This is a genomic window from Streptomyces sp. GL_140 (genome assembly GCF_057834465.1).
This window is the reverse complement of record NZ_CM174404.1, coordinates 3478857-3493839: the sequence shown is the minus strand read 5'-3', so window position 1 is coordinate 3493839 and position 14983 is coordinate 3478857. Positions and strand designations below refer to the sequence as shown.

Genomic DNA, 14983 nt, shown 5'->3' with positions numbered 1-14983 from the left:
GCCCGCGCAAGATGCTGCACATCATCACGGGCCTGGGCGTCGGCGGGGCCGAACAGCAACTGCGCCTGCTGCTGCGGCACATGCCGATGCAGTGCGACGTCCTGACGCTGACCAACCCGGGTCCGGTGGCGGAAGGGCTGCGCGCCGACGGGGTCCGGGTCGTCCACCTCGGGATGCGCGGCAACCGTGACCTCGGGGCGCTGCCGAGGATGGCCAGGTTCATCCGGCGGGGCCACTACGACCTCGTGCACACCCACCTCTACCGGGCCTGCGTGTACGGGCGCTTCGCGGCCCGCCTCGCGGGCGTGGGCCGCACGGTGGCCACCGAACACTCCCTGGGGGACGGCGAGATCGAGGGCCGCCCGCTGTCGCCCGGGGTCCGGGCGCTGTACCTGGCGAGCGAACGGCTCGGTGCGGCCACGGTGGCCGTGTCGGACACGGTGGCGGCCCGGCTGGAGGCCTGGGGCGTACCGGCCGCGCGGGTCCACGTGGTGCCGAACGGGATCGAAGCGGTGCGGTTCCGCTTCGACGAGGGCGTACGCCGGGCCGCCCGGGCCCGGACCGGGCTGCCCGAGCGGGCGTTCGTCGTCGGCGGGGTCGGGCGGCTGGTTCCCGGCAAGCGCTTCGACGTCCTGGTCCGCGCGGTGGCGGCGCTGCCGGGCGCACACCTGCTGCTCGCCGGGGACGGGCCGGAGCGGGCGACGCTGCGCCGGCTGGCCGCGGACCTGGGGGCGCAGAGCCGGATCCACCTGCTGGGGGAGCGGGATCCGCTGGGCGACAGCACGGACGGGCGCACGCCCGGGATCCCGGCGCTGCTCGCCGCGATGGACGTCTTCGTGTCCCCGTCGCGGGAGGAGGCGTTCGGGCTGGCCGTCGTGGAAGCCCTGGCGGCCGGCCTGCCCGTCCTACACGTCACCTGCCCGGCGATCGACGACCTCCCGGCGGCGCAGGCGCCGGGGGCGCGGCGGATCGGCACGGGCACCGAGGAACTCGTCGCGGCGCTGCGGGGGCACATGGAGGCGGGCGTGCGCAGGCTGCCGCCGCCCGCGGTGGTGCGGCGGTACGACATCGCACGGAGCGCGGCGCAGCTGCTGTCCGTGTACGAGCTCGCGATGGCCGCTCCGCCGTCCAAGGCGCCGGCCTCCGCGCTCCGGACTCCCCCGGCCGCCGCCGGGAGGGACCCCCTGGCGGGTTCCGTGCAACAGGGGAGGCCCGCGCAGCCGGGGCGGCCCGCCGGGTCCGGTTGATCCACCCACGTCGCTCCACCCGCGTCGGTCCGCCCACGTTGGTCCACCCACCCCGAAGGGCCCCCGCAGCGGGGGTCCCAGAGCACTCCCACCCCTTCAGGAAGGCACGCACATGGCCGACACCGCCGATCAGAAGAAGTCCACCCGCCGTCGCCGGGCACGGCTGGCGCCGCCGCCCGCCTGGTGGCCCTTGCCGGCCGCCGCGCTGCTGGGGCTGGCCGCGGGCGGGGCGTACGGGGTCCTCAAGGCGCCCGAGTACGCCGCCACCAGCTACGTCGTCGCCGTCCCGAACGAGACCACCGAGCCGGCCACCGCGCTGGGCTTCGCCCAGGCCTACGCCCGCATCGCCACCAGCAGCTCGACCCTCGCCTACGCGCAGCCCCGTGCGGGCATCGGCGTGCAGCAGCTGCGCACGCAGGTCCGCGCCGAAACCTCCCCCGAGTCCCCGATGATCGCCATCACGGGGACCTCGAAGAGCGCGAGCGGGGCCGCCGACATCGCGAACGCGGTCGCCGACGCCCTGTCGCTGAGCAGCAACCAGGCCGCCAAGAACACCGGTGTGCAGCTGCTGCTGTTCAGCCAGGCCGTCGCGCCGTCCGACCCGGCCTCCGCGTCCGCCCCCCTCAGCGGAGCCGTCGGGCTGTGCGCGGGCGGGCTGCTGGGCGGGCTGTGGCTGCTGGCCCGGCCGGCGCGGCGCAGGACGCGGGAAGAGGCGGCGGACGCCGTGGTCCCCGTCGTCTCGGGGGAGTTCGCCTCGCTGCCCGCGCAGGGTGACCACAGCGAGACCAAGGAGAAGGAGTCCGTCCGATGACGTCGGGCTCCGCGGGTGCCCTGTCGGTGACGCTCTGCCGCGATCCCCGGCAGTTCGCCGCGCTGGAAGAGCCGTGGAACCGGCTCGTGCGCAGCTGTCCCACCGCCACCCCGTTCCAGAGCCACGCCTGGCTCCACTCCTGGTGGCTTTCCTACGGCAAGGACGGCCGGCTGCGGATCGTGCTCGTGCGGCGCGGGGAGGAGCTGGTCGGCGCGGCCGCGCTGATGCTCGTACACCGGCCGCTGCCGCTGCTGGTCCCGCTCGGCGGGGGCATCACCGACTACTTCGACGTGCTCGTGGCCGCGGAACACCGCGACCAGGTCGTCCCGGCGCTGGCCAACGGCCTGCACCGGGCCGCCCGGGGCGCGGTCGTCGACCTGCGCGAGGTGCGGCCCGGGGCGGCCGCCGAGGCGCTCTGCGAGGCCTGGCCCGGGGTCACCGCCAAGCTCGCCGACTCCACCTGCATGGAGCTGCCGGCCATGCCGTTCGACGAGCTCGTCAAGCGGATGCCGGCCTCCAGCGCGCAGCGGGTGCGGGCCAAGCTCCGCAAGACCGACGCGGCCGGGATCGAGGAGCACGAGGTCTCCGAGCAGGAGGTACCGCGTGCCGTACGGACGCTGCTGCGGCTGCACGAGAAGCAGTGGCGCGGCCGTGGGGTGACCCCCGAGCACCTCAAGCCGCGGTTCGCCGAGCACCTGACCCGGGCGACCCGGCGGATGGTGCGGGCCGGGGAAGGGCGGCTGGCCGAGTTCCGGCTCGACGGAAAGGTGGTGGCCGCCAACCTCACCCTGCTGTCGGGTGCGTTGAGCGGCGGCTACCTCTACGGGGCCGACCCGGACCTGCGGGACCGCAAGGTCGACGTGGCCACGCTGCTGCTGCGCTACGAGACCGGCCGGGCGCACGCCGAAGGCCGCCCGGTGGTGAGCTTCCTGCGCGGCGACGAACCGTACAAGAACCACTGGCGGCCGACGACGGTGGTCAACCAGCGCTTCCTGCTGGCCACCTCGGCGCTCGCGCCCCTGCTGCGACTGCACGAGTCGCAGCTGACGGGGCGCGAGCGGGCGGTGGACGCGCTGCGGGAGGCGTTGCCGGCCGCCAGGGACTGGCGGGCGCGGCTCAACGAACTGCGGGTCCGATGACCCGACCGCCTCGTCTAGAAGGGCCAGTAGCCGGAGTCCTTGCCCCAGTCGAGCTTGACGCAGACCGACTGCTTGCCGACCAGCTTGGAGAGCCATTCGCCGAAGTTGAGCGGCACGCACCACTGCTTGCTGTTGACGGGCGGCTTCGTCGGAACGGTCGGCTGGGGCTTCGGCACGACCGGCGACGGCACCGGGGACGGGACGACGGGGTCGGGCTTGGGCACCACGGGAGCGGGGCTGGCGCTGGGGCTCGGCTCCACCGGGGCCTGCGGACTCGGGACGACCGGGCTGACCTCGGGGGCCGGGACGACCGGGCTCGGCACGACGGGGCCGGGGACGACCGGGCCCGGGTCCACCGGGCTCGGCGCGACGGGGCTCGGTACGACGGGGCTGGGGCTCGGTACGACCGGGACCGGGATCTCCGGGCTGGGTACGACCGGGCTGGGTACGACCGGGCTCGGGGCGACCGGGCCCGGCACCTCGGGCGACGGGACCAGCGGGCTCGGGAGGACGACCGGCGGCGGGGTGACGACCGGCGGGGTAACGACCGGCGGGGTGACGACCGGGGTCGGGACCTCCGGCGTGGGGATCTGCGGGGTCGGGATCTGCGGGGTCGGCACCACGGGCGTGGGGACCACCGGGGTCGGCACGACCGGGGTCGGGACCACGGGTGTCGGGATCACCGGCGTCGGGATCACCGGGCCGGGCTTCTGCGGGGTCAGCGCCTCACGGAAGGCCTTGGTCGACTCCGGGTTCTGCTTGCACTGCCAGACGCCGTGCGGGCAGTAGTCGGTGATGGTGTGGTAGAGCGGCTTCTGCTGCTCGATCCACTTGAGCATGCGCCGCACGTACTCCGGGTTGTCCCCGTTGCGGTACAGGCCCCACTCCGGGTACGAGATCTGCTTGCCGTGTGCTTTCGCGAAGTCGACGTGCTGCTGGAGCCCGTACGGCTGGCTGATCTGGTCGTCGAAGGTGCGGCCGGGAGCCTGGTCGTACGAATCCATCCCGACGATGTCGACCACGTCGTCGCCCGGGTAGCACTTGGTCCAGCCGATCGCGTCCGTGCCGCGGTTCGGGGTGAAATCGAACTTGAACTCCTGGCCGGGCACGGAGCGCATCGCGTTGACGACCCGCTTCCAGTACGCCTTCCAGTTCTCCGGGTCGGGCCCGCACCGGTGGGTGTACGTGGTGCCGTTCATCTCCCAGCCGAGCACGATCACCGTGTCCGGGACGCCCAGCGACACCAGCCGCTCGGCCAGCTTCTTGAAGTGCCGGTCGTACTGGCCGTCCGCGCCGGCCCGGATCAGCTGGGCCACCTGGTAGTCCGGGAGCCGGGCCTCGTTGCGCTCCTGCATGGGCACGTTGAGGACGAACATCCGGTCGTCCTTGGCCTGGCGCCATTCGGCCCAGTCCGTCAGGAAACTGACGTTGCCTTCGATGCCGGCCCACTGGTCACCGGGCAGATAGGTGTGCCCGACCCGGATCTCCTTGCCGCCCAGCCAGTGCGACAGGAACGGGATCCGGGCCACTCCCGGCGGCCCGTAGTCGAGATAGGCGCCCATGGCGATGTCGGAGCCCGTGCTCTGGTCATCGGGGGCCGCGAGGCCGGCCCCGGTGGCCAGCAGCCCGGCCGTGACAGTACCGATGCAGGTGCTCGCCAGTCGGCGGCGTGGTCTGGGCATGGCGTCTCCCGAGCTTTCCTGAACCGGTGTGCTTACCAAAGACGTTAGACATCAGATCTGACGAATGGCCTGTCCGGTGACGTCCGCATAGGCCATTCGCAGCTGCGCACCCTCCCCGCTTGGTCCGACTAGGTGAAAGACACCGTTTCCATGCACGCGCATCCCAACCAAGTGCCCGCAGTTCTGCTCAGACTCGATCGGAATCCGTTCCACCACGGAACCCTCGGCGCCGTCAGATCCCTCGGGCGCAAGGGCGTGGAGGTCCATGCCGTCGTCGAAGCCGGGGGAGGTCCCATGGGGCGTTCGCGCTATCTGCACGCCGTGCACGCCGGGCCGTCCGAGGGCCTGGACCCCGAGGCGCCCGAAGCGCTGCTGGAGTGCCTGACCGGGGTGTCCGAGCGGATCGGCCGCCCGGCGGTGCTCTTCGCGATGGACGATCTGAGCGCGATCGCGGTGTCCCGGGCCGCCCCGATGCTGATGGACCGTTTCCGGATTCCCCATCAGCCGGACAACCTGCCCGCACGGGTGGCGGACAAGGCCGAGCTGTCCCGGCTGTGCGCCCGCTGGGACATCCCGCACCCCGAGACGGTGATCCCGGCGAGCGGGGCCGAGGCGGCGGAGGCGGCGTGGCGGCTGGGGCTGCCGGTGATCGCCAAGTGGAGCCGGCCCTGGCTGCTGCCCTCGGGCACCGACCTGCGCAGCACCACCCTGGTCCACGCGGCCGCCGAGGCCCGGCGGCTCTACGAGCGCTCGGACGAGGCGGGCAGCCGGCTGTTGCTCCAGCGGTTCCTGCCGGCCGGTCCGGACACCGACTGGTTCTTCCACGGCGCGTTCGGCCGGGGCGGGCACCCGCTGATCACCGGGTCCGGCCGCAAGGAGATGTCCTGGCCGGTGCGGACGGGGCTGACGGCGGTCGGGCGGTGGCTGCCGGATCCGGCGGTCGAGGAGGCGGGGCTGCGGCTCGCCGAGCGGCTGGCCTACCAGGGAATCCTGGACCTGGACTTCCGCCGGGACGAGCGGGGCGTCTTCCGGCTGGTGGACTTCAACCCCCGGCCGGGGGCGCAGTTCAGGCTGTTCACGGACTCGGCCGGGCTGGACGTGGTGCAGGCGATGTACCTGGACCTGACGGGGCAGCGGGTCCCGGAGCCCTCAGGCGGCCCGGGCCGGATCTTCGTGGCGGAGAACTACGCCCTGCTGTCGGCCGTCCGTTCCCGCTCGCTCCCGCGCCGCCCGCCGGCCGCGCCCGCCGCCGTGCCCGCGGCCGTCGCCACGTCCGGTACCGGGTCCGCGGACTGCGCCGCGGCGGAGCCGGGCCGGGCCGTACGGGCGCTGCCGCGCCGGGAGCGGGTCCGGGTGGAGGCGGCCTGGTTCGCCGCCGACGACATGAGGCCCTTCCTCGCGATGCTCGCCGCGTTCCTTGGGCGGGGCGCGGGCAAGGCCGCGCGGGTGCTGCGCGGGGTCCCCGAGCAGGGGCGCCGCCGGGCCAGGGAGGTGGTCCGGGCACCGCGCCAGCGCGCCCGCGGCCTGCCCCCGGCCGCGTCCGGCGGACCGGGGACCTCCCGGCCCGCCCCGCCCGAGGCCTCGGCGGAGCCGGACGAGCTGGTGACGCGGTGAGGGGATGACGGTGAGGGGATGACGGGGTGACGGGGTGACGGGGTGACGGGGTGACGGGGTGACCCTCCCGGGACCGGATCCCCGGATCCCGGGGCGCAGGAGGTGGTGGACGAACGATGGGACTGGAGGGACAGCGTTGAATCCTCCCCGCCCTAAAGGGTGGGGATTCCTGGCTCACGTCGGCTGTGGACCTGCGGTCCGTCAGCTCTTGCACGATCGGCACCAGCCGGGTTGAGACCAGCCCGGACCAGCATCACGTGTGCGGAGTTCTTGTCCCTCGGGGACACGGTTCTGCACGCGGTGCAGGTGTAGGTACGTTCTGAGAGAGGTAGTGCGTGCTTGGTTCTCGCTCCGCACTGCGCGCAGTCCATGGTGGTGTGCGCGGGGTGGACAAGGTGCACGATGCGCCCGTGCTTGCGCGCCATGGCGATCAGTTCGCGCTTCGCCGCACCGATTGCGGCGTCGGCGGCCTTGCGGGCCATGGTCGACTTGGTGAGGAACTTCGGGCGGAAGTCCTCCACCGCGACAGCGTCATGATCGCGGACCACGGCTTTGGCCCACTTGCGGGCGGCGTCCTGGCGTTGCCGGGCCACCTTCTTGTGCAGCTTGGCCGTCAGCTTCTGCGCCGCCCGGTATCCCCTCGATCCAGGCTTGCCCTTCGCCGGTTTCCGCCGGGCCATCATCCGCTGATAGTGGGTAAGCCCGGTAGCGGCCTTCTTCCCGTGCTCGGCGTGCGGGAGGTCGTGGGCGTCGCTGGTGGTGGTCGTGGTCTCCTTCACACCCCAGTCGATCCCGATCACCGCGCCCGTCTCCGGGAGGGGCTGGGGTTTGGTGGGGGCCTCGGTCAGCATCTTGTCCAGCCGGGCCGGACCGCACTTCTCCTCCTCGACGTGAGCCTTCTTCGACCGAGCGGCGCATTCGTTCCAGACCCACCGGCACCGTGCCCACTCACCCAGCAACTCGGTCCGGGCGGTAGACGACATGCGAAGCCGGTAAGTGAACCGGGCATGCCCGGTCTCTTCCTTCTCCTGAGATGTCGTCATGCGAGCAACCTAACCGAGCCCACTGACAACGCCAGAAAGCACAGGTCACCACAGATGCGCAGAGAACTCCGGCGCTCCGCACCTACGTTGACGGGACCGATTCCTCCCCGGTCTGACGCCCGGAGCATCCTTGGAGAGATCAGGTGACACGGCTGGACGACCTCGTGGTGATCGGAGCGGGCCCGTACGGGCTGTCGATCGCCGCCCACGCCGCGGGCGCGGGGCTCGGGGTGCGGGTGCTCGGGCGGCCCATGGCCTCCTGGCGGGATCACATGCCCGAGGGCATGTACCTGAAGTCGGAGCCGTGGTCCTCCAACCTGTCGGCGCCCGGCGGGCGTTACACCCTCGCCGAGTACTGCGAAGGCCGCGGGATCGCCGCCGAACACGGAACTCCGCTGCCCATCGGGACGTTCAGTGCGTACGGGCTCTGGTTCGCCCGGCACGCCGCACCCCCGGTGGAGGAGGCGACCGTCACCGAAGTCACCCCGCAGGGCGACGGGTTCCGCGTCCGTACCGCCGAGGGTCCGCCCCTGCTCGCCCGGACGGTGGTGCTGGCCGTGGGGGTCATGCCGTTCGTCCGGTACCCCGAGGCGCTGCGGGACCTGCCCGCCACCCACTACTCCCACAGCAGCGGCCACCGCGACCTGACCCGCTTCGCCGGCCGCGAGGTCGCCGTGCTCGGCGCCGGGCAGGCGGCCCTGGAGACCGCCGCGCTGCTCGCCGAGAGCGGAGCCCGGCCGTGCCTGGTGGCCCGGCGGCCCCGGCTGAACTGGAACGCCGTGCCGCAGCCACTGCGCCGGCCCCCGCTGCGGTCCCTGCGGTCTCCGCACAGCGGCCTGGGCACCGGCTGGCGCAGCTGGGCCTGGGCGGAGCTGCCCGGGGCGGTGCGCAGGCTGCCCGCGCCCACCCGGGAGCGGATCGCGGCCACCGCGCTGGGTCCGGCCGGAGCCTGGTGGCTGCGCGAGCGCTTCGAGCGGCGGGTCCCCGTACTCCTGGGGCACCACCTGCACCGGGCGGTCCCCGCCGGGGAGCGGACCCGGCTGGGGCTGACCACGGAGGCCGGGGAGTCCGTCGTGCTGGACACCGCCCACGTGATCGCGGCGACCGGATTCGCCCCGGCCCTGGACCGCCTGGAGCTGCTCGACGCGGGGCTGCGGGCCGCGCTGGCCACCGTGGGGGAGAGCGGGACCCCGGAGCTGAGCGCCGGTTTCGAGTCCTCGTGGCCCGGCCTGTTCTTCGCGGGGCTGCTGACGGCTCCCTCATTCGGCCCTTCCATGCGATTCGTACACGGCGCCGGGTTCACGGCGGGGAGACTGGTGGCAGGAGTCCGCAAGCGCTTGGGCACCCGGGGCCCGCTGGCGGGTTCCACCGGTGCGCCGAGAACCGACCGGGCTCCGGCTGCCGGGCACAGAGCGTGAGAGCCAGTCACACAAAGCGAGAGGTGTCGCGATGGGCGCTGAGCGAGCACAGGGCCGCGGCTGGGTGAGGATTCCCGCCAGCCGCGGGGAACAGCCCGCCGCGCCGAGGCCGGCGCCCCCGCGGCCTGCGTACGGGCAGCCCCCGTACGGGCAGGCCGCGCACGGGCCGCAGCCGCCTTCCGGGTACGCGCAGGCCCCGTACCCGGGCGCCCCGCACCCGCAGGCCCCGTACGACCCCACGACGATCTACCTCTCGCTCGTCAAGCGCTGGCGGGAGGCCGGACGGACCCTTCCGGGGCATCCTGACGAGGAGTGGGAGCGGCTCATTTCACAGCCGTGCTGGCCCGGCCGTTAGGTGGTGTGAGTCTCGTGGCAGCGGCGGAGCGACGTGATCGCAGACCGGGCGGGAAGAGCCCGGGAAGCCCCCGTACCGGGCCGGGCGAACGGCTCGCGCTCAACGGCATGGGCAGTTTCGAATGGGACCTCACCGACGGGACCCTGGTGCTGGACGAGGCCGGGATGACGGTCTTCGACCTGGAACCGGCGGAGTTCGACAACACCCCCGAGGGCCTGGGGCTGCGGATCCCGGCCGACGACGCCGCGCGGCTGGGGGACACCGTGCTGGCGGTGCTGGACGCCGGCGAGGAGTCGTACGGCCAGTACTTCACGGTGCAGCGGCGCGACGGCCGCGACCAGTGGACGCACACCCAGGGCCGGGTGATCCGGGACGAGGACGGGCGGCCCCTGCGGATCCTCGGCATCGTCCGGGACGCGACGGCCGAGCTGGCCCACCTGAACACGCTGCGGAAGCTGGAATCGGCCCGCGCCCAGCAGGCCACCATCGTGCAGCGGACCACCGAGGCCCTGTCGCGGGCGGTGACGGTCGACGACGTGACGGCCACCCTGACGGGCGCGGGCGCCCTTGAACGGCTCGGCGCGGAGGGTCTCGCGCTCGGGCTGGTCGAGGGCGGCACCATGAAGATCATCGCGCTGAGCGGGGAGTCCCTGGAGATCCTCAGCGAGCGCAAGTTCACCCGACTGGACGGTTCGCTGCCGCTGTCCCAGGCGGTGCTCACCAGGAAGGCACGTTTCGTCACCTCGCTCACCGAGCTCTCCGAAGAGTTCCCGCTGCTCTCCGACTACCTGCGCCGCATCCACTACGACGCGGCCGCCTACCTGCCGCTCATCGCGCAGGCCAAGGCCATCGGCGGGCTGGTGCTCTTCTACCGGCGGCGCACCGAGTTCAGCCCCGAGGAAAAGAACCTCTGCCTCGGCCTGGCCGGCATCGTCGCCCAGTCGCTCCAGCGGGCGCTCCTCTTCGACCAGGAGCGCGAGTTCGCCACCATGCTCCAGGCCGCCATGCTGCCCCGCCGGATCCCCGAGATCAGCGGCGGGGAGATCGCCGTGCGCTACCACTCCGCCTGGAGCGGGCGCGAGGTCGGCGGGGACTGGTACGACGTGATCGCGCTGCCCCGCGACCGCGTCGGGATCGTGGTGGGCGACGTACAGGGCCACGACACGCACGCCGCCGCCATCATGGGTCAGCTCCGCATCGCGCTGCGCGCGTACGCGGGCGAGGGCCATCCGCCGTCCACGGTGCTGGCGCGGGCCTCGCGGTTCCTCGCCGAGCTGGACACCGAACGGTTCGCCACCTGCATGTACGCGCAGGTGGACCTGGAGACCGGCGGGGTACGAGCAGTCCGCGCGGGCCACCTCGGACCGCTGATCCGGCACACGGACGGGCGAACCGGCTGGCCCAACGTGCGCGGCGGCCTGCCGCTCGGTCTGGCCACGATCTTCGAGCAGGAGGAGTTCCCCGAGACCCGGCTCGACCTGGTCCCCGGAGAGACGCTCGTGCTGTGCACCGACGGGCTCGTGGAGGAGCCAGGCACTGCGATCACCCAGGGCATGGAAGCCCTCGCCCACGCGGTCCGCAGCGGCCCCCAGGGCGCCGGGGCGCTCGCCGACCACCTCTCCGACCGGCTCTGGGAGCGCTGGGGCTCCGGCGACGACGTGGCCCTGCTGGTGCTGCGCCGGGCGCCCGACCCGGGCACCCACCGGGCCCCGCGCATCCACCAGTACGTCCACCAGGCGGACCCCGAAGGGCTCTCGGAGGCCCGCTACGCCCTGCGGCAGGCGCTGCGCGACTGGGGCATGCCCGAACTCGCCGACGACGTGGAGCTGGCGGCGGGAGAGCTGCTGGTCAACGCCCTGCTGCACACCGACGGCGGGGCGGTGCTGACGATGGAGGTACTGCCCGAACCGGTCCGGCGGATCCGGCTCTGGGTCAAGGACCGCTCCAGCGTCTGGCCGCGCCGGCGCACCCCGGGCGAGTCGGCGACCACGGGGCGCGGGCTGCTCCTGGTGGACGCGCTGGCCACGCACTGGGGAGTGGAGTCCCGGGGCGACGGCAAGGCCGTGTGGTGCGAGTTCGACGTCGCGGGTCGCGCCGCCCGCAGCGCGTCGTGACCGGGCACACACGCCGAGTTGTGGAGCCCGCGGAGCGGGGTGATGATGCGGACCATGGAACGGATTCTGTGGATTTCGCCGTGCGCCGTCTGAGCAAGGGCGCGGTGACGGGCGCTCTGGCGCTGCTGCTGTTCGCCGCCGGGGCGCCGAAGGTGGTGGACTGGACGACCGGGCGTCCGCACGCGGACCCCGGGTGCCAGACGGTGGCCTTCATGTCGATGACGGGCGAGGCGCCCGCCTGCCGCTGACGCCCGGGTCCGGGTAGCGGCGGCTACCGGACGGGGCGTCCTCGCGCACTCGGGCGGCTACCGGTGGTCGATCACCGTGACCGGGTGGCTGTCCCGCGCGATCGTGTCGATCGACCGCGGCAGCAGTCCGCCGCCGAAGTGGAGCTCCTGCAGCTGGGCTTCGGCCATCGCCTCGCCCGCGTGCACGTTCGGGGTGAACCGGAGAGTGCCGTCGGCGGCCCACTCGTGCTCGACGCCGTCGCACACGGCGTCGCCGGCGCCGATGCTCAGACGGACGTCGTCCTGGACCACGGTCGCCTTGATCTGAACCGCTCCGGAGAGTGACGGGTCGGTGCAGTGGTAGGCCCCGAAAAGGTGGATCGTTCCGTCCTCGGCGATGTGAGCTTCCGAAGATACGTAAATTCCATTGCCGAACTGAGCGGCATTTGCCGGGGCGGTGAATACCGCCGTGGCGCCCAGTGCGGCGAGTGCGGCCAAGGCCATGCGGGGGCCGGTCGCGGCCATCGTTCCTCCAGTTGGACGGGGGTTGCAAGGGGTTGCGGAATTCCGACGGAACGCATTGTGCTGGCATATGGGGCGCCATGTGTTCCGCGTGCTCGTGTCGGTGTGTGCAATTCCCCGCTCGGGCGCGTGAGACTGGCCGGAATACGTCCCCGAAGATCCCCGAAGGGATCCCGCATGCGTCAGCCCGCCCCGCGCTCCGCCCGCACCGCCGGCTCCGCCCGGCGCCACTCGCGACCCGCCGCCCCCTCCACGGCCGGCCCCGCCGCCCGCCCCGTCCGCGGGCTCGCCGCCGCCCTCCTCCCGCTCCTGCTGTTCGGCGCCACGGGCTGCTCCGGCACCTCCGAGGGCGGTGCGCTGGCCCCGGCCGCGGTGTCCGCCGTGCCGGTGGACGACGGAGCGCCCGGCATCGGGGAGGATCCCGGGGCGGAACGCGAAGGAGTGGCGAGGGCTGCCACGAAGGACGCCCATGTGGGTGACTCCGTACGGGTCGACGGGCGACAGGTCGGCCGTCACCTCCAGGCGGTCCTCAACGCCTACGTGGACCCGGCGGTCACCGTCGAGAAGAACTTCGCCCCGGCGGCCGGCAAGCGCTGGGTGGCCGCCTCGATGTCGTTCGTCAACGTGGGCGGGGCCTCGTACGGGGCCCTCGGGCGCATGTGGGCGCTCGACAGCGCAGGTAGGCGCCACAAGGTGGTGCCGACCGGGGAGCTCACCACCGGCAAACCGCTCGTCTTCGATTCCCTGGAGGTGGGTGAGCGGGCCGAAGGATGGGTGGTGTTCGAAATCCCGGAAAACGCTCGGATCGTGCGGCTCCAGTACCAGGACGCGAACATCCAGGCGAATTCCGGAGGTGGATTCTGGGCGGTCTAGCCCGGCCGGGTGAAACGCGGTGAAAAGGGCGGCTGGGAGACCACTAAGGTGCGGCGCATGACTTCTACCCAAGCCGAAATCGACCGCTCCCAGCTCGGCACCCTTTCGGTGCTGGCGTGGATCGGCGATCCCTCCGAAGGCCACGACCTCCCCTACCTCATCGCCTACACCCTCGGTGACGGTCCCGGAGGACGCGAGGCGAGCGAGGCCGCCGCGCGCGGGCTGCTGGAGGAGGGCGGCCTGCCCATCGGCGACGTGGTCCTGGACGGCCGTGACCCGGTCCGGAAGTTCCCCGTGCAGGTCCTGCTGGAGGGGAACCAGGTCGCGCTCACGCTGCCCGGGATGAATGCCCGGTGCACCGCCCCGGACGAGTGGGTCGCCGCAGCCGACGAGGGCGGCCAGGTCTACTTCCTCTTCGCCACGCGCGCCTGGCCCGAGGCGGCGCCCGGCGCCCCCGTCGCACCGGAGGTGCTCCAGGCGTTCGCGGGCGACCCCGAAGTGCTCAACAGCTGCGCCCACTTCCTGCTCCAGGTGACCCGCCTGAAGCGGTAGTGGCGCACCCCGACCCGGCCGCCGGGCTCCCAGCCTGCCCGGTGGCCGGTCCGCGCCTTCGGACCTAGGGCCGTTCGAAGGCGAAGCGCAGGGAGCGGACCCGGTTGTCGAAGTTGGATCCGGCCAGGTCCGGCAGTCCGACCGCGCGCAGTGCGACGGGACGGGTCAGCAGCTCGCGGAAGAGTGCCTTCATCTCCACCCGGGCCAGGTGCGCGCCCAGGCAGAAGTGCGGCCCGCCGCCGCCGAAGCCCAGGTGGGGGTTGGGGGAGCGGGTGAGGTCGAAGGCGTCCGGGTCGGGGAAGACGGCCTCGTCGCGGTTGGCGGAGGCGTAGTACAGCACCACCTTGTCGCCGGAGGTGAACAGGTGCCCGCCCAGGGTGTGTTCGGCGGCGACCGTCCGGCGGAACTGGATGATGGGCGTGGAGTGGCGGATCATCTCGTCCACCGCGCCGTCCGCGTACTTCTCGAAGTCGCCCAGCAGCAGGTCGCGTTGGTCCGGGTGGTCGGTCAGCAGGGTCAGCCCGTGGGTGATGGCGTTGCGGGTGGTCTCCACCCCGGCGACCATCAACAGGGAGAAGAAGGCGCCGAGCTGGCGCGCTCCGAGCGCCTGTCCGTCCACGTTGGCCGTGACCAGGGCCGAGATCAGGTCGTCCGTCGGGTTCTTGCGCCTCTCCCGCCCGATGCCCGCCACCATCCGCTGCATCCGGGCCAGCGCCCGCAGCCCGCGTCCGGGCATCCGCAGCCGGGCCGCGATGCCCCGCTCCACGCCGATGTTCTCGGAGGCGTGGTTGACGCGGTCGGCGATCTCGGCGCGGTAGCGCTCCGGGATGCCCATCATGTTGCAGATGACCTCCAGGGGCAGCCGGGAGGCCACCGCCGAGACGAACTCGTCGGGCGAGCCTTCCAGTACGTCGTCCACGATGCGGGCCGCCACCGCGTGGATGTCCTCCTCGGCCGCCGCCAGCAGCCGGGGCGTGAAGGCCCGCTGCACGATCTTGCGCAGCTGCGCGTGGTCGGCGCCGTCCAGGTTGACCATCGAGTCCCCGAACAGCGCCCGCACCCACCGGGCCGGCTCGGGCGTGGTCACCCCGGGCGCGCTGGCGAACACCTTGGGCAGCCGGCTCGCCTCCTGGACGTCCGCGTGGCGCACCAGGGCCCAGTGCCCGGTGTTCTTCCCCTCGGGGACGAACACCGGGGAGTCGAGGGCCCGTAGGCGGGCGAAGGCGGCCAGGCGGTGGGCGGGGGGCGCCTGCCAGAACGCCGGATCGGCCAGTTCCCTGCCGGGGTCGTGGCCGGGGCGTTGTGCGGGGAGTGTCATGGCCTGGAAACGGTCCCGGGGGCGGCGGAGTGACGGTTCGGTGCGGCACCGTTGCCGGGGGCCGGCCC

The 14983-nt window shown here is 73.1% G+C and carries 14 protein-coding genes; 10 read left to right on the top strand and 4 right to left on the bottom strand.

All coding sequences use genetic code 11. From position 1 onward, the window contains the following. Positions 1-11 precede the first annotated feature (11 nt). The 3 genes from AC3IYJ_RS16145 to AC3IYJ_RS16135 all read left to right on the top strand — a co-directional run bounded on the left by AC3IYJ_RS16145 (position 12) and on the right by AC3IYJ_RS16135 (position 3197). The gene (locus tag AC3IYJ_RS16145) at positions 12-1247 is read left to right on the top strand and encodes a glycosyltransferase (protein WP_489402836.1); all 1236 of its coding nucleotides are present in this window, start codon (positions 12-14) and stop codon (positions 1245-1247) included. Positions 1248-1359: 112 nt separating this feature from the next. Beyond that, complete coding sequence (locus AC3IYJ_RS16140) at positions 1360-2058, top strand: YveK family protein (RefSeq protein WP_489401978.1); 699 nt, start codon at positions 1360-1362, stop codon at positions 2056-2058. Next, positions 2055-3197, top strand: a complete 1143-nt coding sequence (locus AC3IYJ_RS16135; RefSeq protein WP_489401977.1) for a GNAT family N-acetyltransferase — start codon at positions 2055-2057, stop codon at positions 3195-3197. The genes AC3IYJ_RS16140 and AC3IYJ_RS16135 overlap by 4 nt, the downstream gene beginning before the upstream one ends. 14 nt (positions 3198-3211) lie before the next feature. On the opposite strand, the gene AC3IYJ_RS16130 is transcribed toward AC3IYJ_RS16135, so the two are convergent. Beyond that, positions 3212-4879, bottom strand: a complete 1668-nt coding sequence (locus AC3IYJ_RS16130) for a glycoside hydrolase family 26 protein (protein ID WP_489401976.1) — start codon at positions 4877-4879, stop codon at positions 3212-3214. A 294-nt stretch (positions 4880-5173) separates the two neighbouring features. Between AC3IYJ_RS16130 and AC3IYJ_RS16125 the strand changes: the two genes are divergently transcribed. Further along, a complete protein-coding gene (locus AC3IYJ_RS16125; RefSeq protein WP_489401975.1) occupies positions 5174-6493 on the top strand; it encodes a carboxylate--amine ligase in 1320 nt (439 codons plus the stop codon). A gap of 152 nt (positions 6494-6645) precedes the next feature. Here AC3IYJ_RS16125 and AC3IYJ_RS16120 read toward each other — a convergent pair whose 3' ends face one another. After that, on the bottom strand, positions 6646-7536 hold the full coding sequence (locus tag AC3IYJ_RS16120) for an RNA-guided endonuclease InsQ/TnpB family protein (RefSeq protein ID WP_489401974.1): 891 nt from the start codon (positions 7534-7536) through the stop codon (positions 6646-6648). 152 nt (positions 7537-7688) lie between these two features. Here AC3IYJ_RS16120 and AC3IYJ_RS16115 point away from each other — a divergent pair, with 152 nt between their 5' ends. The 4 genes from AC3IYJ_RS16115 (at position 7689) to AC3IYJ_RS16100 (ending at position 11671) form a co-directional block, all read left to right on the top strand. Further along, positions 7689-8954, top strand: a complete 1266-nt coding sequence (locus tag AC3IYJ_RS16115; RefSeq protein WP_489402835.1) for an NAD(P)-binding domain-containing protein — start codon at positions 7689-7691, stop codon at positions 8952-8954. A 31-nt stretch (positions 8955-8985) separates the two neighbouring features. Next, positions 8986-9309, top strand: coding sequence for a hypothetical protein (locus AC3IYJ_RS16110; RefSeq protein WP_489401973.1), 324 nt, complete (start codon positions 8986-8988; stop codon positions 9307-9309). Positions 9310-9416: 107 nt separating this feature from the next. After that, a complete protein-coding gene (locus AC3IYJ_RS16105; RefSeq protein ID WP_489401972.1) occupies positions 9417-11423 on the top strand; it encodes a SpoIIE family protein phosphatase in 2007 nt (668 codons plus the stop codon). A gap of 80 nt (positions 11424-11503) precedes the next feature. Further along, entirely contained in the window at positions 11504-11671 is a 168-nt protein-coding gene (locus tag AC3IYJ_RS16100; protein ID WP_489401971.1) for a hypothetical protein, read from the top strand. Between the two features lie 57 nt (positions 11672-11728). On the opposite strand, the gene AC3IYJ_RS16095 is transcribed toward AC3IYJ_RS16100, so the two are convergent. Next, positions 11729-12175, bottom strand: coding sequence for a DUF6299 family protein (locus AC3IYJ_RS16095; protein WP_489401970.1), 447 nt, complete (start codon positions 12173-12175; stop codon positions 11729-11731). Positions 12176-12349: 174 nt separating this feature from the next. Between AC3IYJ_RS16095 and AC3IYJ_RS16090 the strand changes: the two genes are divergently transcribed. Together AC3IYJ_RS16090 and AC3IYJ_RS16085 are read left to right on the top strand one after the other, a co-directional pair. Next, on the top strand, positions 12350-13045 hold the full coding sequence (locus AC3IYJ_RS16090) for a DUF4352 domain-containing protein (protein WP_489401969.1): 696 nt from the start codon (positions 12350-12352) through the stop codon (positions 13043-13045). 57 nt (positions 13046-13102) lie between these two features. Next, the gene (locus AC3IYJ_RS16085) at positions 13103-13597 is read left to right on the top strand and encodes a DUF5949 family protein (protein ID WP_489401968.1); all 495 of its coding nucleotides are present in this window, start codon (positions 13103-13105) and stop codon (positions 13595-13597) included. A 64-nt stretch (positions 13598-13661) separates the two neighbouring features. Here AC3IYJ_RS16085 and AC3IYJ_RS16080 read toward each other — a convergent pair whose 3' ends face one another. Then, positions 13662-14915 (bottom strand): cytochrome P450, encoded by a 1254-nt coding sequence (locus AC3IYJ_RS16080; RefSeq protein ID WP_489401967.1) that lies wholly within the window; start codon positions 14913-14915, stop codon positions 13662-13664. Between the last annotated feature and the right edge of the window lie 68 nt (positions 14916-14983).